The sequence below is a fragment of the Helicobacter acinonychis genome, from assembly GCF_900461455.1.
Lineage (GTDB): Bacteria > Campylobacterota > Campylobacteria > Campylobacterales > Helicobacteraceae > Helicobacter > Helicobacter acinonychis.
In genome coordinates this window covers 17,442-37,064 of the sequence record NZ_UGIA01000002.1, presented here as the reverse complement: position 1 = coordinate 37,064, position 19,623 = coordinate 17,442, and the positions used below count along the sequence as shown (strand labels likewise).

10 protein-coding genes and 7 pseudogenes are annotated in these 19,623 nt (G+C 36.4%); 9 read left to right on the top strand and 8 right to left on the bottom strand.

The window, feature by feature from the left end:
- The first annotated feature begins 55 nt into the window (after window positions 1–55).
- Window positions 56–1,384, top strand: coding sequence for a histidine--tRNA ligase (gene hisS, locus DYI00_RS07685; RefSeq protein ID WP_011578366.1), 1,329 nt, complete (start codon window positions 56–58; stop codon window positions 1,382–1,384).
- On the top strand, window positions 1,371–2,411 hold the full coding sequence (gene asd / locus DYI00_RS07680; protein ID WP_011578365.1) for an aspartate-semialdehyde dehydrogenase: 1,041 nt from the start codon (window positions 1,371–1,373) through the stop codon (window positions 2,409–2,411). Before hisS ends, asd begins: the two co-directional genes overlap by 14 nt.
- Window positions 2,412–2,417: 6 nt before the next feature.
- Here asd and DYI00_RS07675 read toward each other — a convergent pair whose 3' ends face one another.
- Window positions 2,418–2,801 carry a hypothetical protein gene (locus tag DYI00_RS07675; protein WP_011578364.1) on the bottom strand — a complete coding sequence of 128 codons (384 nt, stop codon included), beginning with the start codon at window positions 2,799–2,801 and terminating at the stop codon, window positions 2,418–2,420.
- Between the two features lie 39 nt (window positions 2,802–2,840).
- Window positions 2,841–5,966: pseudogene (locus DYI00_RS07670) on the bottom strand (AAA family ATPase).
- Window positions 5,967–5,969: 3 nt separating this feature from the next.
- Between DYI00_RS07670 and DYI00_RS07665 the strand changes: the two are divergent.
- Window positions 5,970–7,210: pseudogene (locus DYI00_RS07665) on the top strand (Mrp/NBP35 family ATP-binding protein).
- A gap of 56 nt (window positions 7,211–7,266) precedes the next feature.
- Here DYI00_RS07665 and DYI00_RS07660 read toward each other — a convergent pair.
- The 3 genes from DYI00_RS07660 to DYI00_RS07650 all read right to left on the bottom strand — a co-directional run bounded on the left by DYI00_RS07660 (window position 7,267) and on the right by DYI00_RS07650 (window position 13,627).
- A complete protein-coding gene (locus DYI00_RS07660; protein ID WP_011578347.1) occupies window positions 7,267–8,484 on the bottom strand; it encodes a glycosyltransferase family 8 protein in 1,218 nt (405 codons plus the stop codon).
- Between the two features lie 62 nt (window positions 8,485–8,546).
- Window positions 8,547–10,043, bottom strand: a complete 1,497-nt coding sequence (gene putP, locus DYI00_RS07655) for a sodium/proline symporter PutP (RefSeq protein ID WP_011578359.1) — start codon at window positions 10,041–10,043, stop codon at window positions 8,547–8,549.
- Window positions 10,044–10,069: 26 nt separating this feature from the next.
- Window positions 10,070–13,627, bottom strand: a complete 3,558-nt coding sequence (locus DYI00_RS07650) for a bifunctional proline dehydrogenase/L-glutamate gamma-semialdehyde dehydrogenase (RefSeq protein WP_011578358.1) — start codon at window positions 13,625–13,627, stop codon at window positions 10,070–10,072.
- A gap of 314 nt (window positions 13,628–13,941) precedes the next feature.
- On the opposite strand from DYI00_RS07650, the gene DYI00_RS07645 reads away from it, so the two are divergent.
- The 3 genes and pseudogenes from DYI00_RS07645 (at window position 13,942) to DYI00_RS07630 (ending at window position 15,682) form a co-directional block, all read left to right on the top strand.
- Entirely contained in the window at window positions 13,942–14,163 is a 222-nt protein-coding gene (locus DYI00_RS07645; RefSeq protein ID WP_011578357.1) for a hypothetical protein, read from the top strand.
- Window positions 14,164–14,889: 726 nt separating this feature from the next.
- Window positions 14,890–15,126 (top strand): annotated as a pseudogene (locus DYI00_RS08620) (hypothetical protein); the annotation flags it as partial.
- Window positions 15,120–15,682, top strand: a pseudogene (locus tag DYI00_RS07630) (hypothetical protein). The pseudogenes DYI00_RS08620 and DYI00_RS07630, both read left to right, overlap by 7 nt.
- Before the next feature lie 238 nt (window positions 15,683–15,920).
- Here the strand turns inward: DYI00_RS07630 and DYI00_RS07620 are convergent.
- Window positions 15,921–16,140: pseudogene (locus DYI00_RS07620) on the bottom strand (transposase).
- A gap of 51 nt (window positions 16,141–16,191) precedes the next feature.
- Here DYI00_RS07620 and DYI00_RS07615 point away from each other — a divergent pair.
- The 3 genes and pseudogenes from DYI00_RS07615 to DYI00_RS07605 all read left to right on the top strand — a co-directional run bounded on the left by DYI00_RS07615 (window position 16,192) and on the right by DYI00_RS07605 (window position 18,372).
- Window positions 16,192–17,474: pseudogene (locus DYI00_RS07615) on the top strand (RNA-guided endonuclease InsQ/TnpB family protein).
- 143 nt (window positions 17,475–17,617) lie between these two features.
- A pseudogene (locus DYI00_RS07610) lies at window positions 17,618–18,086 on the top strand (HNH endonuclease); the annotation flags it as partial.
- Complete coding sequence (locus DYI00_RS07605) at window positions 18,070–18,372, top strand: SMI1/KNR4 family protein (RefSeq protein WP_104709328.1); 303 nt, start codon at window positions 18,070–18,072, stop codon at window positions 18,370–18,372. The pseudogene DYI00_RS07610 and the gene DYI00_RS07605, both read left to right, overlap by 17 nt.
- Window positions 18,373–18,388: 16 nt before the next feature.
- Here DYI00_RS07605 and DYI00_RS07600 read toward each other — a convergent pair whose 3' ends face one another.
- Window positions 18,389–19,462 carry a glycosyltransferase family 8 protein gene (locus DYI00_RS07600; RefSeq protein ID WP_370447430.1) on the bottom strand — a complete coding sequence of 358 codons (1,074 nt, stop codon included), beginning with the start codon at window positions 19,460–19,462 and terminating at the stop codon, window positions 18,389–18,391.
- A 13-nt stretch (window positions 19,463–19,475) separates the two neighbouring features.
- On the bottom strand, window positions 19,476–19,604 hold the full coding sequence (locus DYI00_RS08790) for a glycosyltransferase family 8 protein (RefSeq protein ID WP_324761479.1): 129 nt from the start codon (window positions 19,602–19,604) through the stop codon (window positions 19,476–19,478).
- Window positions 19,605–19,623 lie beyond the last annotated feature (19 nt).

Here is a 19,623-nt window from a genome sequence, read left to right as displayed (position 1 = left end):
CCCTTTTTTAAAGATTTTAAGCTAAAATTTTAACATACAAATACAAGGAAATGGAATGATTACCCCTAAAGTGTTGAGTGGGTTTAAAGACCGCTTGCCTAAAGATGCGATACAAAAGGCTCAGTTGCTTTCTAAAGTTTCAGTTGTTTTTCAAAGTTTTGGTTTTGTGCCGATTGAAACCCCTCATTTGGAATACGCTGAAACGCTATTACCTGATGCGAGTAGCGATATTCAAAAAGAGATTTATCGCTTTAAAGATCATGGGGGTAGGGATGTGGCTTTAAGGTTTGATTTGACCGTGCCATTAGCGCGCTTTGTCTCTTTGTACCATCAAACGTTAGGAATGCCCTTTAAACGCTACGCCATAGGCAATGTCTTTAGGGGTGAGAGGGCACAAAAAGGGCGTTATAGAGAATTCACGCAATGCGATTTTGATTTTATAGGGAGCGAGAGTTTGGTGTGCGATGCTGAGATCATCCAAGTGGTTATCGCTTCCTTAAAAGCTTTGGATTTAGAAGATTTTTGCGTCTCTATCAATCACAGGAAAATTTTGAATGGGATATGCGAATATTTTGGCATTTCTCAAGTGACTGGAGTGTTGCGCATTGTGGATAAATTAGAAAAGATTGGCTTAAATGGGGTTGAAGAAGAATTAAAAAAAGAGTGCGATTTAAATCCAAACACCATTAAAGGGCTTTTAGAAATGGTTCAAATCAAGCAAGACGATTTAAGCCATGCGGAATTTTTTGAAAAAATTGCTTATTTGAAAGACTGTAATGAAAATCTAAAAAAGGGCATACAGGATTTAGAAAAACTATACCAATTGCTAGGGGATTTACAAATTTCTCAAAACCTGTATAAGATTGATTTTTCTATCGCTAGGGGCTTAGGGTATTATACAGGGATTGTGTATGAAACCACGCTTAATGACATGAAGTCTTTAGGGAGCGTGTGTTCAGGGGGTCGTTATGATCATTTGACTAAAAATTTTTCTAAAGAAGATTTGCAAGGGGTGGGGGCTTCTATTGGGATTGATAGATTGATTGTGGCTTTAAGTGGAATGCAATTATTAGATGAGCGTTCCACACAAGCTAAAGTGCTAATCGCTTGCATGAATGAAGAATATTTTTCTTATGCAAACCGCTTGGCGGAGTCTTTAAGACAAAGCGGTATTTTTAGCGAAGTCTATCCAGAAGCCCAAAAAATCAAAAAACCCTTTTCTTATGCTAACCATAAGGGGCATGAGTTTGTGGCCATCATTGGCGAAGAAGAATTTAAAAGCGAAACTTTAAGCTTAAAAAACATGCATTCAGGCATGCAACTGAATTGTTTGAGCTTTTTAAAAGCCCTTGAAATCATTGGAGAAAACGATGAAGACTTATAATATCGCCATTGTTGGAGCTAGTGGGGCGGTAGGGCAAGAGTTAATTAAGGGTTTAGAAAATTCTTCTTTCCCTATTAAAAAGTTTGTCCCGCTCGCTAGCGTTAGAAGTGCCGGTAAAAAGATCAAAGCGTTCAATAAAGATTATGAAATTTTAGAAACCATGCATGAGGTTTTTGAAAAAGAAAAGATAGACATCGCCTTTTTTAGCGCTGGGGGGAGCGTGAGCGAAGAGTTTGCCACAAGTGCTTCAAAAACTTCTTTAGTGATCGATAACACGAGTTTTTTTAGGTTGGATAAAAAAGTGCCTTTAGTCGTGCCTGAAATCAACGCCAAAGAAATTTTTAACGCTCCCTTAAATATCATCGCTAACCCCAATTGCTCTACCATTCAAATGACGCAAATCTTAAACCCCTTGCACCTTCATTTTAAGATAAAAAGCGTGGTGGTTAGCACTTATCAAGCCGTAAGTGGGGCAGGGAATAAGGGGATAGAGAGCTTGAAAAGAGAGCTAAAAACCGCTTTAGAATGTTTAGAAAAAGACCCCACTATCGATCTAAACCAAGTCTTGCAAGCGGAGGCTTTCGCTTATCCAATTGCTTTTAATGCGATCGCTCATATTGATGCTTTTAAGGAGAATGGCTACACTAAAGAAGAGCTAAAAATGGTGCACGAAACCCATAAGATCATGGGCGTGGATTTCCCTATCAGCGCGACTTGCGTGCGCGTGCCGGTATTAAGGAGTCATAGCGAGAGTTTGAGTATCACTTTTGAAAAAGAATTTGATCTTAAAGAAGTCTATGAAGTGCTAAAAAATGCCCCTAGCGTGGTTGTTTGCGATGACCCTAGCCATAATCTTTACCCCACGCCTTTAAAAGCGAGTAACACTGATACCACCTTTATAGGGCGCTTGAGAAAGGATTTGTTTGACAAGAAAACTTTGCACGGCTTTTGTGTGGCAGATCAACTAAGAGTGGGGGCAGCCACCAATGCACTCAAAATCGCTTTGCATTACATTAAAAACGCTTGATAGGCTTTATTGAGAAAATTTGTGGTAATACTCGCCCTTGTCCGTGATGATTTTAATTTCTAGCAATTGATTAGGCTTGCAATTCAGGCGATAAAAAATCTGTTGCGAATATTTTAATTCATGGTTAAAAAGCTTTTCTTTTTTAAACTTCTTGCTCAATTTTGGCTCCACTTTTTTAGTCGCTTCGCATGAATTTCCTCTATTGACAATGAGATTTTTAATCACAACCGGTTCATCATTCATAGAAGTGATGCTTAAAAGACTAGAATCCGTCATTTTCCCTACCAATTTCCCCCCAGTCGCGCGATAATCCAACTTAAAATCCAAATCCTTCGCCCCCAAATAAACACCGCTTATAGCCAGCAAGCTCAAACACATTTTTTTAAACATCAAAATCCTTTCGCTAGTAATATTTGTGGGGTATTATAATCAAATTTTATTATCCTTTTTTGATCGTTTGAGTCGTTGCGTTTTTTCTTTTATCCATTCAAATAAGCATGAAAAATTATCTTTTGTTTCGCCTTCTATCGCATCTTTTTTGCTATGCAAAAGCCTTGTTTTAAAAGCTATGGCTAATTCCATACGCTTGCTTTGGGCGTATTCTTTTTTATCGTGTTCACTGAACAAATCTTCAATTTGCTTGAATTTTTTATCGCATTGTGAGAGTTGTAGGATTATGATAGAATTTCCCATTCTTTCATTAGCTTCTTTAAATTGTTCGCTAGTTGCTTGCTGGTCAGCATCATCTTTTCTATCATCATCTATCAAAACAATGGGTCTATTATCTAGCTCAAGGAGTTTTTGAATGGTTTCTTTCATCTCGTTTGAATCGTTTTTAAGCCCTGAAATGGGTAAGAAAGTGAAATCAATGGGGCGTTTTTTGTATTCTCGCTTATTGAAATACAATTTAAAAGCGCTCAAATAACAATAATCCGTGATGCCTTCCACAAAGATGATTCGGTGTTTTTTAGGGTCGCAAAAAACATGCTGACCCACCCCTAAAGAGCGCTTGATTTTATCTAGGGCATCGGAGTCTCTGCGTGCATTATTTAGGGAATAATTAAAGTTATTCTTAATCGCAGAGCCTTTTATTTCTTTTTCTACAATCCTTATTTCATCTAAATGATCTGTATCCACTAAAAAGGGGTCATGGGTGGCTAGGATAAGGGTAACATTATTTTGATGAGCGTATTCTTTTAAAAACTTCCTGAATTCTTTTTTGGCTGGCACGCTTAAATGAGTGGCTGGTTCGTCCATGACATAAATAATATTATTGTTAAAACTAAAACTTGATCCCACATTATAGAGAAAACCAAACATGAAATTAAACGCTCATTGAAAACCGGTGCTTTGCTGGCTTAAGATGATTGGTTTATTTTGCTCGTGGGATTTTCTGCAATCATAAACTTCAAGTTTCATTTCATATGCCGTATATTTCTCTCTAAAAAGCTTCTTGTTGTGTCCGACACGAATTTTTAATGGGTAACTATCTTGACGCTCGTCTTGAGCGATCGCTAAAAGTCTGTTAAATTCTTTTGTGATTAAAGAATCCATTTTTAATTGCAAGTTGTATTCTAAAATTTCTGCAATATTTTCTAATATTTCTGTAAAATTTACCTTAAATAAAAGAGAGCTTTTATCATTAAAAAATTCAAGTTGACATATATCATTATCACACTCACCTTTTATTTGAATTTGAAAAGGATATTTTGATTGTTTAATTTCTTTTAGTAATTCTTGGTCTATTTCTTGCAAGTATTTTTTAGGGATATTGAACGATTTATTATAAATAGAATAAATTTCTAAATCATTATTTTTATCAAACATTATTTCTAACCCTTGCTCATATTTTAAGTTTTTTTGATTAAAATTTTTATAATTTAAAATTCTCCCAAAAGTATCCCAAATTGTATTGGGGTGAAAGTCCATTTTCCTAAACAATGAATTTCTAAAGAACCAATCCGATTGGTTAAATTCAGAAGGGGAAGAATAATCAATACAAGTCAATAATGTAGTCTCAAGGTCATTATCTGTGATTTTTAGCTCTTTATATTCTTTAACGATTGGCACGAGTTTATCAAATTCATAAGATAAACCACCGCTTAAAGGGAAATGTAAGTGTTGAAACGCTGTATAAGGGTTACACTCTCGGCAATGCTCTGCGAACTCAGAATAATTTTTACTTTGTTTGAATTTTTCCTTGTTTGCTTCAAATTTTTTTTTGATTTCATCAATATTTTTAGGGAACAAATGAGCGTTGCTTTTTTCATCTAAAGTTTTTATAGTCTCCCAAAGAGATTTTCTTGCTGATTCAAAAAAATTCCTGTCTCTGTGTCGCTTAATTTCTGAATTGAATAATAAGTCTATCTGTTTCAAATAAAACTGACACATCATGTATTTAATATCTTTAGATATATCATTAGTAACATGACTTGCTACATATTTTTTGCATATTTGTTGGATATTATTCAGCAAAACATCATAATTTAAATTAGGATCTAGCGTTTTTTGATTTTTGCAGTGGTGTTCAATTTCTTGGATCCACAGCTCTTTTTTTCGCTCAAAATCCTTTTTTCTTTTATCATGTATGTTATCATGTATATTGATATTTGATTCAAACCGCTCAAATTGTTTCTTAAAATTTTCATTGATAGGGTATTTTTTATCTATCTCTTTAATAATATCCTTAACCAACTCTGATAATCTTTCTTGAGATTGTACATTTTGTAAAACTTCAATTTTTGGTGCAAATTTTTCATTAGAGTCAGTAGTTTTAAAAAATTTATCTAAACTCTCTATCTTTTTTAAGATGGTTCCCATATCTTTTGGTTCAATTTCTCTTTCGCTAAGTTCTTTTAAATAAGAATAAATTTTTACTAATTGTTTTTGTTTGCCTTCCCCTATTACAAAAAATTGATTGGGTTTGTATTCTCTATTAGGAGCGTTGTATTCTATAATTTCTCTTATACACTGACAAAAATTTTTAACCAATTGATTATTACCACTTAAATGTTTAATTAATTCTTTGAAAAGCAGATTGTTGGCTTGTCTAGTTGCAAATTCGCTCAATTTTGATTTTTCTTTTGCAAATTCGCTCAATTTTGATTTTTCTTTGTAGAATTTTAAAAACGAATCTAATGTACCATAAGACATGATGAGACTTATAAAACCCCCTATAAAAACACTAAAAGGGTAGATGATTAATATTTTTGATAATTCCTTTACTTCTTCGTTAATTTCTTTAAATTGGATTTTCAAATCCACGCAAGAAAAATCTGTGGTTTTATTATTAAAGCTTGTTTCTTCTTCCAAGCTTAAAATAGTGTCTTTATTTTCAAGGAGTTTGAAATCATCTTCCTCACTACAAAGTTTAACATCCATACCATCAAATAACTTCAAAGCCTCTAAAACATTGCTTTTGCCGACATTATTTTCCCCCACTAAAATCACTAACCCCCCATGCTTGTTTTCAAAATCTGAATTTAAAAGCAATTCTGAATTTTTACTCAAATTCCTAAAATTGCACAATTTCAAAACACGCTTATAAAGTTTCATGCCTTGCCCCTTTCTTTTCATGCTACTTAATATAGCACAAACTCATTTAAGGCAAATTTTTGACAATGCATCAATTTATAATGCAAAATTAAACAAAACATGCTATAAAGAAGCCTTAAATCATTCTAAGGATTAAAATGCTCACACAAGAAGATGTCTTAAATGCGTTAAAAACGATTATCTACCCTAATTTTGAAAAGGATATTGTCAGCTTTGGTTTTGTTAAAAACATCACTTTGCATGACAATCAATTAGGGCTTTTAATAGAAATCCCCTCAAGCTCTGAAGAAACGAGCGCGATTTTAAGAGAAAATATCTCCAAAGCGATGCAAGAGATGGGCGTGAAAGCTTTGAATTTAGATATTAAAACCCCACCCAAACCGCAAGCCCCAAAGTCCGCTACCAAAAATTTGGCTAAAAATATCAAGCATGTGGTCATGGTAAGCTCTGGTAAGGGCGGTGTGGGTAAAAGTACAACTAGCGTGAATTTAAGCATCGCTTTAGCGAATTTGAATCAAAAAGTGGGGTTATTGGACGCTGATGTGTATGGGCCTAATATCCCTAGAATGATGGGCTTGCAAAACGCTGATGTGATCACTGATCCCAGCGGTAAAAAACTCATTCCTTTAAAGGCTTTTGGCGTTTCTGTAATGAGCATGGGGCTTTTATATGAGGAAGGGCAAAGCCTCATTTGGAGAGGACCTATGCTCATGCGAGCGATTGAGCAGATGATAAGCGATATTATTTGGGGGGATTTAGATGTGTTGGTGGTGGATATGCCCCCAGGAACAGGCGATGCGCAACTCACTCTAGCCCAAGCCGTGCCATTAAGTGCAGGGATCACCGTTACTACGCCCCAAATCGTGAGTTTAGATGACGCTAAACGGAGTTTGGATATGTTTAAAAAACTACACATTCCTATTGCAGGCATTGTAGAAAATATGGGGAATTTTGTGTGTGAGCATTGCAAGAAAGAGAGCGAGATTTTTGGATCAAATTCTATGAAAGAATTACTAGAAGCTTATAATACGCAGATTTTAGCCAAGCTCCCTTTAGAGCCTAAAGTGCGTTTAGGGGGGGATAGGGGCGAACCGATTGTGATCTCTCACCCTACTAGCGTGAGCGCTAAGATTTTTGAAAAAATGGCGCAGGATTTAAGCACGTTTTTAGACAAAGTAGAAAAGGAAAAATTAGCCGACAATAAGGACATCCAACCCACGCAAACGCATGCTTGCTCGCATTGATTTTTAAAGATCGCTTTTTTAAAGCTACCGCTTGCTTTAAGCAAGCTCTTTTATGATTAGATCATAGAAAATGCTTTTAGCATTTTTTTAACCAACCGCTTCACTTTTTGTTTGATTTTAAAAAGCAAAAATTCTATAAGGAGTCTAGAAGAAAGTCTAGGCAAAAGGAATGCAAAAGAACGCCGTTTGTCTACAAAAGATAGGGCTTTGTTGAAAGTGCGGAGTTTGTTGTTTTTGTTTTGAATATGATTAAAGAGGTGATCTAAAAAGGGAGTGTTAAAATATTTATCTTTAAAAGGCGTTTGCATCAAAACTTCATGCCATTTTTTCGCGCCAAAGACGCTGAAGATTTTCCAAGGCTTATCGCCCCAAAAATGCAACATGCACACTTCTTTAATGCTAGGGAATGAGGGGGTGTCAAGGAAGCTAGGGTGGGCATTATAGGGGTAAGGCAATTCTAAAATCCTGCCACGGCACACAAAACACAAAGCATCTTGATCGTTAAATAAAAGTTTTTCATTTTTCAAAATGAAAAATCCAATCAATTGGTTTTCAAGATTTTCTTTACGCCATAATTTTAAGTTTAAGGCTAAAAACCCTGCATTAAAGTAGTTGTCAAAAAGGATTTGAGCTTCTTCTAAATTAGGGAAAGCGTTAGCGACGCCGATAGATTTTGCTCGCCTTTGGCGTAATTCGTATAAATCCTTAGCCGAATTCCTATTCATAGCGATCAAATCTTTTTCTCTCACAGCCCCAAAATAATGCGCTTCAAGGGGGATAAAAAAGCTCTCACTAATATCGCCCACAAACAAAGTATCCACATCAAACATGATCATCTTGTCATATTGAGGGAAAAGGGAAGCCAAAAGCAAGCGGCACATGATCATTTTAGAAAAGCGTTTTTGAGAATAATTGCTGAGTTTTGTGAATAACTCTTCAATCTTATTGGCTATTATTGGATCAATGTTTTGATAATGATCGCTTTTAATGGTTTGGTTCTTTTTTATTTCTTGGTTTTCTTTGGGCGTGTTATGAGTAGAAATCTCCAAAAACTCTACGCTAGAAAAAGCGCTAAAAGGAGCGAGAGTTTCTTTTAATTTTTCTATATTTTCAGCGCTTAAACCATCCACTAAACAATGGATTTTATAAAAGAGTTTTACTCTCTCTCTCTCTGTTTTAGCGTTCGCTAGCATAGAATATAAGCTCACACCAGCTGGGATACAATAATTGTTATCAAAAGCCACCACAATAGGGATAATCACACTATCTTGCACACACAACCCTTAAATCTTTAAATTGAACCCACTAAAAAGGGTTTTCGTAATTATATCTTTTTTCAATGTTTTAAGCTTTCAATTTCTTTAAGCATGGTTTCAAAAGCTTCTTTAGTGTCTGCTCGCACGCTAGAAAAAAGACTGAACACAACAATAGCTATACTCGCTGCAATAAAGCCTGGGACGATTTCATAAATATCCAAAAAGCTTTTACCAAATTTATCGTATAAAATCACCGTGCTAGCCCCAGAGAGCATGCCAGCAATCGCTCCAATTCGTGTCATTCTTGACCAAAAAAGCGAAAACAAAATCACCGATCCAAAACTCGCGCCAAAGCCAGCCCATGCGTAACTCACAATACTAAGAATGCTAGCGTTTTTATCCATTGAAATGAAAAAAGCGATGCAAGTCACCCCTAAAACCGAAAGCCTAGAAATTGCCATTACTAGTTTTTGTGGGGCGTTTTTGTTAAAGATCGTTGTGTAGAAATCTTCAGCAATGGTAGAAGAGCTTACAAGCAGTTGCGAACTAGCCGTGCTCATCACCGCAGCTAAAATCGCGCTCAATAAAATGCCTGTGATCCAAGGGTTAAAGAGCAATTGACTCATCACAATGAAAATCTTTTCAGGGTCTTGTAAGCTTAAATCAAATTTATGCACATACGCAACGCCTAAAAGACCCATAGCGCATGCCCCAATCAAAGAAATGACCATCCAAGAGATACCAATAGTGGTCGCTTTAGGGACATCTTTAATGGAGCGAATGGACATGAAGCGCACTAAAATATGGGGTTGTCCAAAATAGCCTAACCCCCAAGCAAGGCTTGAAATAATGGCGACTGTGCTAGAGCCTTGTAAAAAAGAAAGGTTTTCAGGCTTGATTTCTCTAATGATTTGAATGCTCTCTCTAATCCCACCGATTTGAATGAGCATAGCAACCGGCACCACGATTAAAGCACTCATCATCAAAAGCCCTTGAATCAAATCCGTCCAGCACACCGCCTTATACCCTCCTGAAAAGGTGTAAGAAACAATAATCAGCGTGCCGATGGTTAAAGCGTAATCGTATTGGATGCCAAAAGTCGCTTCAAAGAGTTTAGCCCCACTCACAAGCCCTGAAGAAATATAGAAGATAAAAAAAATTAAAATCACAAAGGCTGAAATCAAGCGCAAAATGTGTTTGTTATCGCTAAAACGCGTTTCAAAATAATCTGAAATGGTGATGGAATTAGCGATCACGCTCGTGTAAATGCGTAAGCGTTTAGCCACAAAAACCCAGTTAATCAATGCCCCCAAACTCAATCCTATGGCGATGTGCGAGTTGATAAGCCCTCCCACATACAGAGCGCCCGGTAATCCCATTAAAAGCCACCCGCTCATGTCACTCGCCCCTGCACTCAAAGCGCTAATCACAGGACCCATGGAGCGATCGCCTAAGAAATAATCTTCGGTTGTTTCATTTTGTTTGTAAAAATAAAAACCAATGTAGAGCATTAACAGCGAATAAGCGACAAACATCGTAACAATAGGGGTGCTTAAAATAACATGTCCATGTCCCATTTCTATCTCCTTATTTAATACAATATTTATTTTTCAGCGTAGCATGACTTGTGGCAAGTGGGTTGCTTTAAAACCCTTGATCCTAAATTCCCATAACGATGATAAGAGATGCTAACGGATCGCTCTAAGTGGTAATACAACAATTCAAAACGCCCATTCAAGCATGGTTTAGCGGTGGCTAAAACTATCCCTAAAGCGCTCGCTTGCTCGTGTAATAAATCTAAATCGCTTTTTAAATAGCGGACACGATCAAAAGCGTTTAATTTCTCGCTAAAAGCTTGCAAGCTTTCATAAACAATAGGGGTATTTGCTCGGAGCGTTTTTAAGCATTCTAGGAAAAATGTTAGATTTTTATTGGAATACTCGTTTTCTGCACTAAAAATTAAAGGGATTTGAGAGATCAAGCAAGCCAAAGCAACGCCTAACATATCGCTTAAGGTGTCATTTTCTGTGATGCGATAACCCACGCTTTTAACTTTAGTGTAAGAAAAGAGGTTGTCTTCGCCTCTGATTTTGACATAGTCTCTAGTTTGATTGAATTCATGCTTATAGTGATAAGCGTAGCTCTTTGCCATAAAAATCGCGCGCTTCAACTCATGCGTATGCTCATCATAGCCTTTTTGAATCAAGCTTTCTAAAGCTTCGCTTAAAGGGCTTGTTAAAGCGTGATCGTCCTCTTCTTCTTGATGGATATTCACAAATTGCGTGATATAGTTAAAAATACCCACCTTTCTCCCAAACCCTACAGCGGATTTTTTAATCCCTCCAAAAGGCTGCCGTAAAACAATAGCCCCTGTGGTGGGTTTATTGATATAAATATTACCGGCTTCAATGCGTTCTAAATAATACTCCCACTCCCTTTCATCTAGAGACTCTAACGCGCTCGTAAGCCCATAGCCGGTAGAATTGACTATCTCTATCGCTTCATCTAAATTTTGCGCTTCCATTACCGATAAAATAGGGGTAAAAAGCTCGGTTGTATGCGTGAAATCGCCCTTTTTAGTGCCGTATTTAATGCTTGGTTTCATCAAATAGGGGTTATCATTCACAAAGCTTACTGGGATCTCGTAATTTTCATAGCCTTTCAACTCCTCCATCGCCTGAATGGCTTTTTCATTGGGTTTGTCTGCTAAAGTGCCGATTTTGTTTTTAAAATCAAAAGGATCGCCCACGCTAAGGCTTAAAGTAGCGTCTATCAAAGTCTTTTTAAAATTCTCATCTTCATAGACTTCTTTTTCTAACACTAAAAGCGAAGTCGCAGAGCATTTTTGCCCTGAATTGCTAAAAGCTGAATGGATAACATTTTTAATCGCCTGATCCCTGTCTGCCATTTTGCTCACAATGGTAGCGTTTTTACCGCCTGTTTCTGCACTCAAGGCTAAAGTAGGGTTAGCTTTAAGCATTTTATAAGCGGTGTCTTCGCCCCCTGTTAAAATAGCAAACTTGATGCTTTCATCTTTTAAAAGATGCTCGCTAATATCACTCCCTTTAGAGGGCAAGTAAATGAGTGCATCTCTAGGCACGCCGGCATCCCAAAAACACTCACAAAGCTTATAGCCCGTCACACTAGACAAACTTGAAGGCTTGTAAATCACACGATTGCCAGCGGCTAGGGGGGCAGCGATAGTGCCTACGGAAATGCCCACAGGGAAATTCCACGGAGCAATGACGACACCCACGCCTTTGGGGGTGAATTGCGTTTTTTTGTTTTGCTCTTGCAACACCCTTAAGCTATAAGGATAAAACTCTAAAAAGTCAATGGCTTCGCTCACTTCCGCATCCGTTTCAGCAAAAGTCTTACCCACTTCTAAAGCCGAAATCCCTATTAAATCGCCTCTTCTTTCTCTAAAAAGTTGGGCGGTTTGACTCATTAAAGCATGGATTTCTGTAAAACTTTTGTGACTGAAACGGCTTTTATCGCTTTTAGCGACTTCTAGGGCTTTTAAAATCGCTTCTTTATCCGCTAAATGCACGCTAGCGATTTTTTTATGATGGATTTTATCAAAGACTTCTAAAGGGGTTAGGTTAGGATCTTCAAACCTCCCATCAATTTCTGGGTAAAGCTCTAAAATAGGGGCGTTATGCATTTTTTCACGCACTTTTTTGGCCCACTCTCGGTTGGCTTTTAAAATAAAATCGGTATCGCTTTCGTTTTTAAAAGAGTTGTTTGGGTAAGTCGTATACCCGTTTTGTTTGGCGTTTCTATCTTGGGTTCTGTGAGTGGAATTATCTAAAGTAGCGATCCCTTTAAGGCTATTTAAAAAGCGTTGTTCTTGGTCTTTCCATTCGCTCGTGCCTACTTTGAGATTGAAGAAAGCTTTCATGAAATTATCGCTTGAGGTGTTTTCATCCAGTCTTCTCACTAAATAAGCAATCGCATTGTTGAAATGCGCTCCATCGCACACCGGTGCATAAAGAATGAGTTTGTGCATCTCTTTTAATTCTTGGCTCGCTTGCAAGCTCATGCCCTCTAGCATTTCAAAGCTAAAATGCTCCAACACAACAGGGTCATTAATGGCATGGATGCGCGTATAAACATAGGCGATTTCAAAAATGTTATGGCTCGCTGTACCAATGTGGATGTATTTGTAATTATCGCCCTCTAAAATAAAATCTAACATTTTATTGTAGTTAGAATCGGTGTCTTGCTTGCTAGAGAATGTGGGTAACGCCCAGCCTTTCACAGAAGCGATGGTCTCTTCGCTCTCCATGTTCGCTCCCTTAACAAAACGGATTTTAATGGGTTTCAACCCTTTTAAAACCCTTTCTTTAGAAAAGGCGTGCAATTTTTTCAAGTATTCATAAGAATCAGGGATATAAGCTTGCAACACAATACCGGCGTTCAAGTCAAATTTAGCAATAGACTCCATAAAAGACTCCACTGTTAGCTCTAAATCTCTAAATTCTTCCATGTCTAAATTGATAAATTTAGGGATACCTTGCTTTTTTTCTTCTTCTAGAGCTAAAGCGTAGAGGGCGTCTAATCGTTTGACAATCTCTTTTTTAGAGTATTCAAAATCAAGGATATTGATTTGAGAAAAAATTGTGGTGATTTTAATGGAGATGTATTGGATGTAATTGGATTTTAGGGCTTGTGAGTATTTTTCAAAACGCGTGGTAGCTTCTTCTTCGCCTAAAACCTCTTCGCCGATAAAATTCACATTCAAAATGATGTTTTCATTTTTTCTTTTTAAAATCCGCTCTTTTAATTGGCTCTCTTCTTGCTCTAAAACCATCGCTTTAGTGTCGCTTCTAATCTTATTGACAAAGAAAGGCACGCTCATATTGGGCAGCATTTTCCCAAAACTTAAAAACCCCATTAAAAGCAATTTTTCAAATGAAGAAAAAATCTCACGGCTTTTGTATTTGTCTAAAACATGCTCAATCATTTCAAAGCGGGCTTTATTGTCCAAGCACCTAAAACTCCTATCCATAAGTTCTATGAGCATGACTTTGTTTTCAGGGTTGTTTAAAAGCTTTTGCATTTTGGAATGGAACGCCTTTTCTTGCTCGCTCAAATGCTGACTGATACGATTTTGCAGCTTTTCAGCCAATTTTAATGAATCATCAATGATCTTTTGCATCTCTTTCTCCTTAAGCTTAAGGTTTTCGCTTGATTATAACATGTTTTAAATGGGCGTTTTTTAATAATGCTTTTCAATTTTTGATTGTTTTTATACTAAATGAATTTAATTATTAAAATTGTTTTATTTAAATGTGGTAATTATTTACCGATTGAGCATCAAAATTGGAGGAATTTTTGATCCTTTAAAAAGTTCATTTACTTTTCGTTTAAAAATAAATTATATCGTTCGCATCGTGTAATTTAAAGTGTTTAGCTTATTCAATTAAGCGATTTTAAATTAAACGAAAAAATTTAAAAACAAAAGGATATAAAATGAAAACAATTAGAAGCGGTTTGATGATTGGTGCACTTGGTGCGTTGTTATTGAGTGGTTGCTCTAGCTTTAAGTCTCAAGGTCTTGCTTGTGCTTGTGTTGATGGCAAGGCGATGAAAAAAGAAGCCCACCACACAGAAAAACAAACAACTACCAATGTGCCTTCAGGTCTTTTTGACCCTTTTGCTTCTGAACAAAACCACTGGAATACTAGCCTATAACCCTAGGTTCTAGGGGGTTTTCTCTTTTTTAAACCCGCTCTTAAACCCACTTTAAAACGCTTTTTAACCCATTCTAACCAAACGCCATGCGTTAGGTGTTTGTTGCGGCACTATTTAGTTGCAACGCTTGCGCTTTTGTATGCTGATAATAAAGCTGATTTTAAGCGTTTTTAGATTAGAGCAACGATCTTTTATTTTAAGGTAAGGATGTGTTTTGTGATGCATTTTAACAGAAGTTCCACCCCCCCACAAATGAAGAGCTTTTAAAACGAATTGAAGAGCTTGAAGCTTGAATTGAAAAGTTAGAAGACCTTAAACTAGGAGGTTTTGAACCCCTTAGAAAATTCTCTCGTGCTATAGGCTCTTTTTTTTGGAAATTTCTCTAACGATACCCAAGAAAACTCAAAAGGCACTCAAAAAGAGAAACCACCTAAAGAAAAAATAGGTTTAGACGAGTATTTAAAAACTCTAGAGAAAGAATCAGTAGGGCTTAAACAAAATAATAGCGGTGAACTTGAAGCCCTAAAAAGAGAAAAAAATGATTGGTTACAAGAAAAAGAAAACCTAACTAAAGAAAAAACAGAACTAACTGCAGAAAACACCAAGCTATCCAAAGAAAAAGATGGACTAACTGAAAAATATAAAAAACTAATTGCACAAAAAGAAAATCTATTCAAAAAGTTAGAGAGTGCCCAAAAAAGTTTAGAAAACACCAACAATCAATTACGGCAAGCTAAAGAAGAATGGGGAGGCTGTGACACTTTAGAGATACGCTATAGCGATAAATCCCTTGCAAACACAAACACTTTGCCCATTCAAGACACGCAAATTCTTCGCATAGCGCTAGAACAATGCAAAGAAGCGGGTGTTAATGTGTGTTGCGTGGATTCACAAAGCATTAAGGTAGGGCTACTTAAAGACAACACGCAAATCGATGAAAGTGCAGTGGAGAAACTATCATGAATAAGCTAGCGTATGCGTTTGTCGTAGTGGAAGAATGTGTTATGGTGTTTAAACACACCAAAGATAAGGGGCTAATTAATACCACTGAAGGTTTTGTGCCTTTAAAAGAGCGTTTTTTTTAAAGGATTTTGAAGAGTGTTGCAACTTAGATTCTTTAGGGAATCTAGACCTTTTGTTTTTGCATGATCATAATTCCTTGCACGAGGTTTTTTCTTTATGCAAAGACTTGGAAAATTCTATTTGGGATAGAAAGCTTGTGGTAGAGCTTGTGGAGGCTTTAGAGGGGTTTGAGGGTTTGAATTTGTCTCTTAAGATAGAAGACAGGCATTTAAATAGTTTGGGCAATGGTGCAAAAAATCGCTCACCAATGCTGATTTAGGGAGCGATCAGTAAAAAATATAAGGTAGAAAACATGAAAACATACCACCAACAAAAATACAAACGAGAAAGAGGCGAAACACCAGAGATCCAACCAACGCCACCCCCTAGTTATGGGGGTGGAGGCATTAAAATAAGTGGCGATAAAAAGCCTGATTCTAATGAAGAAAATTTTTAGGCTCTGTTGCAATAACTTATTGATTTAAAACATTTTTTAAAAATAGAAAAATTAAGCAAAAAGCCTTAATTCGCTAATTATATTTTCTTTTGAAATTTCTATGCTTCTATCTGCACTATCTATTCCAACAACTGAACGATTATGATTTAAACCACTCAAGCAGAAATCCCAAATATCTTTAGTGTTTGGGATGAATGCTTTAGTTCCGCTAGGAACTATATAAAAACCTTAAGTAAAATTAACCTTGATTTTCTATATACGCCTTGATAGTTTCAGGGTTAGCTTCACCGATAGAGCAAACAAAAAATCCATCAGTCCAAAAAGTTTTTTCTTTCCAAAAGTGTTTTTGCAATAAGGGGATAAATCTTTTATCGCGCCAGATTATGCTTACTTCGGTTGGTTGAAATATACCCCCTTAATGGGTAATGGTTTTTTCTCATTCCTCTATCCCTATTCATTATTTATAAAAACATTGTATAATAATACAAGATAAAAACAAGGGAGTCGTTTTGCTTAACGCTATTAAGTTTAGAATTTATCCTAACGCCCAACAAAAAGAGCTTATTTCTGAACATTTTGGCTGTTCTAGAGTGGTGTATAACTACTTTTTAGATTACCGACAAAAGCAATATGCAAAAGGCATTAAAGAAACTTACTTCACCATGCAAAAAGTCTTAACCCAAATCAAACGGCAAGAAAAATACCATTACCTCAATGAGTGCAATTCTCAAAGCTTGCAAATGGCGTTAAGACAGCTTGTGAGCGCTTATGATAATTTCTTTAGCAAAAGAGCGAGATACCCTAAATTCAAATCCAAGAAAAACGCTAAGCAATCTTTTGCAATCCCCCAAAACATAGAAATCAAAACAGAAACTCAAACAATCGCTCTCCCTAAATTCAAAGAGGGCATTAAGGCTAAATTACACAGAGAATTGCCTAAAGATAGCGTTATCAAACAGGCTTTTATTTCTTGCATAGCCGATCAATATTTTTGTTCTATATCCTATGAAACCAAAGAGTCTATCCCTAAACCTACCATCATTAAAAAGCGGTAGGTTTAGACATGGGCTTAAGAACGCTCATTGTTACAAGCGATAAAATAGAATACCCACACATTCGTTTTTATCAAAAATTAGAAAAGAAACTCAAACAAGCGCAAAGGAGGTTAAGTAAAAAAGTAAAAGGCTCAAACAACAGGAAAAAACAAGCTAAAAAGGTAGCCAGATTGCATTTAGCTTGTTCAAACACTAGAGATGACTACTTGCATAAAATCAGTAATGAGATAACCAATCAATACGATTTGATAGGGGTAGAAACTTTGAATGTTAAAGGTCTTATGAAAACCTATCATTCTAAAAGCCTTGCTAATGCGAGTTGGGGGAAATTCCTTACTATGTTAGAATACAAAACCCAAAGAAAAAGGAAAACCCTATTAGGCATAGACAGATTTTTCCCTAGCTCTCAGTTATGTTCTTATTGTGGGTTCAATACAGGCAAAAAATATGAAAGGATTACCCAATTCACTTGTCCTAATTGTAAGATCACACACCACAGAGATTACAATGCGAGTGTCAATATTAGAAACTACGCTTTAGGCATGCTAGATGATAGGCATAAAATAAAGATAGATAAAAGTAGGGTAGGGATTATCCGAACTGATTACGCTCATCACACTAATGAGCGTATCAAAGCTTGTGGAGCTTCCTCTAATGGGGTTAGTTCTAAATATGGCAACATATTAGATCTAGCTAGTTATGGAGCTATGAAGCAAGAAAAAGCCCAATCGCTTTAGCGGTTGGGTAATTCACTTAAGGTGTATTCTGACAAAATCCAGCTTAATTTTCAATAAGTTATTGCAACAGAGACAATTATTAAAAGAAAGGAAAACGCATGAGCAAAGTGCAAATGAGTACCGAGCGATTTGAGCGTGCATTCTTTGATAATTTAGAAATAGAGTTAGAGCGATCCACACAAAATTTGAACCAAAAAATAGAGCCTGTTTTTAGTACTTTATGAAGTTTATAAGCAACGAGCGTTGGACTATGGCGAGTTTTTAGAAAGCCAAAAAGAGAGCTTTATTGTAGATGAGCAAAATCCTTATCCGCAAAAAGTCGCATTCAATGATCGGCGTTTAACGGAGTTTGATAGCGTTTTTAGCACGATTGTGCCTTTAGAAAATTTAAATAAAACCGCATGCACTCATCATGCCTTAAAGGCTTTACAAGCTACGAATAAGGATTTGGGCTTTGATGTAATAGAATTGGAGTAAATCGTGCAAGGACTCATTCCTAGGGGCTATTTGTGGTATTTTGACGCAAATATTTTAGGGAATTTGGCGTTAGTGAGAGAAGAGTTGCTATTAGGGGTGAAACACACGAAAGGATATTATGGAAAACATTCCTAGAACAGAAATCAATTGGGAATTTGTAGAGCCGCTCAATGACAATGCTCTTAAAGGGGTAAAAGATCAATTCAAAGTGGATTTGAGCGATGCGTTTAAGGATTTTATCAAGCTGGCGAACTATGGTTTTAGTCAATGGCGTTCTTTTATGGTGGGCAATGAGACTTATGCGTTCAAACATGTTTTGAATTTCAACTTAGAGAGCGAGAGTTTATTGGTTATCCTTATGCAAAGCTTGCTCGCATTGATTTTTAAAGATCGCTTTTTTAAAAGCTACCGCTTGCTTTAAGCAAGCTCTTTTATGATTAGATTATAGAAAACGCTTTTAGCATTTTTTTAACCAACCGCTTCACTTTTTGTTTGATTTTAAAAAGCAAAAATTCTACAAGGAGTCTAGAAGAAAGTCTAGGCAAAAGGAATGCAAAAGAACGCCGTTTGTCTACAAAAGATAGGGCTTTGTTGAAAGTGCGGAGTTTGTTGTTTTTGTTTTGAATATGATTAAAGAGGTGATCTAAAAAGGGAGTGTTAAAATATTTATCTTTAAAAGGCGTTTGCATCAAAACTTCATGCCATTTTTTCGCGCCAAAGACGCTGAAGATTTTCCAAGGCTTATCGCCCCAAAAATGCAACATGCACACTTCTTTAATGCTAGGGAATGAGGGGGTGTCAAGGAAGCTAGGGTGGGCATTATAGGGGTAAGGCAATTCTAAAATCCTGCCACGGCACACAAAACACAAAGCATCTTGATCGTTAAATAAAAGTTTTTCATTTTTCAAAATGAAAAATCCAATCAATTGGTTTTCAAGATTTTCTTTACGCCATAATTTTAAGTTTAAGGCTAAAAACCCTGCATTAAAGTAGTTGTCAAAAAGGATTTGAGCTTCTTCTAAATTAGGGAAAGCGTTAGCGACGCCGATAGATTTTGCTCGCCTTTGGCGTAATTCGTATAAATCCTTAGCCGAATTCCTATTCATAGCGATCAAATCTTTTTCTCTCACAGCCCCAAAATAATGCGCTTCAAGGGGGATAAAAAAGCTCTCACTAATATCGCCCACAAACAAAGTATCCACATCAAACATGATCATCTTGTCATATTGAGGGAAAAGGGAAGCCAAAAGCAAGCGGCACATGATCATTTTAGAAAAGCGTTTTTGAGAATAATTGCTGAGTTTTGTGAATAACTCTTCAATCTTATTGGCTATTATTGGATCAATGTTTTGATAATGATCGCTTTTAATGGTTTGGTTCTTTTTTATTTCTTGGTTTTCTTTGGGCGTGTTATGAGTAGAAATCTCCAAAAACTCTACGCTAGAAAAAGCGCTAAAAGGAGCGAGAGTTTCTTTTAATTTTTCTATATTTTCAGCGCTTAAACCATCCACTAAACAATGGATTTTATAAAAGAGTTTTACTCTCTCTCTCTGTTTTAGCGTTCGCTAGCATAGAATATAAGCTCACACCAGCTGGGATACAATAATTGTTATCAAAAGCCACCACAATAGGGATAATCACACTATCTTGCACACACAACCCTTAAATCTTT